Source organism: Mycobacterium sp. NGS57 (assembly GCF_059812405.1).
Genome location: NZ_JCALCP010000040.1, coordinates 1 through 532 on the forward strand (window position 1 = coordinate 1; position 532 = coordinate 532).

General features: G+C 69.7%; 1 pseudogene. It reads left to right on the forward strand.

The annotated features are described in order from the left end of the window. Nucleotides 1–532: pseudogene (locus AC5Y43_RS24985) on the forward strand (hypothetical protein); the annotation flags it as partial.

Here is a 532-nt window from a genome sequence, read left to right on the forward strand (position 1 = left end):
GGCCGACATCAACGCGGGCATCAACGCGCTGCTCAATGGCACGTTGGCGTTGCCGGGGTTGCCGCCGATCACGTTCCCGTCGCTGCCGCCGCTGACGCTGCCGAACTTGCCGGCGCTGGGGGCCGACATCAACGCGGGCATCAACGCCTTGCTCAACGGGACGTTGGCGTTGCCGGGCCTGCCGCCGATCACGTTCCCGTCATTGCCGCCGCTGACGCTGCCGAACTTGCCGGCGCTGGGTGCCGACATCAACGCGGGCATCAACGCGCTGCTCAATGGCACGTTGGCGCTGCCTGGGTTGCCGCCGATCACCTTCCCGGGTCTGCCGGCGTTCACGTTCCCGAACCTGCCGGCTTTGGGGGCCGACATCAACGCGGGCATCAACGCGCTGCTCAATGGCACGTTGGCGCTGCCGGGTCTGCCGCCGATCACCTTCCCGGGCCTGCCGGCGTTGACGTTCCCGGGTCTGCCGGGGCTCGGTGCGAGCCTGACCGCGGCGCTCAATGGGCTGGGCGGGTCGATCAGCGCTGGG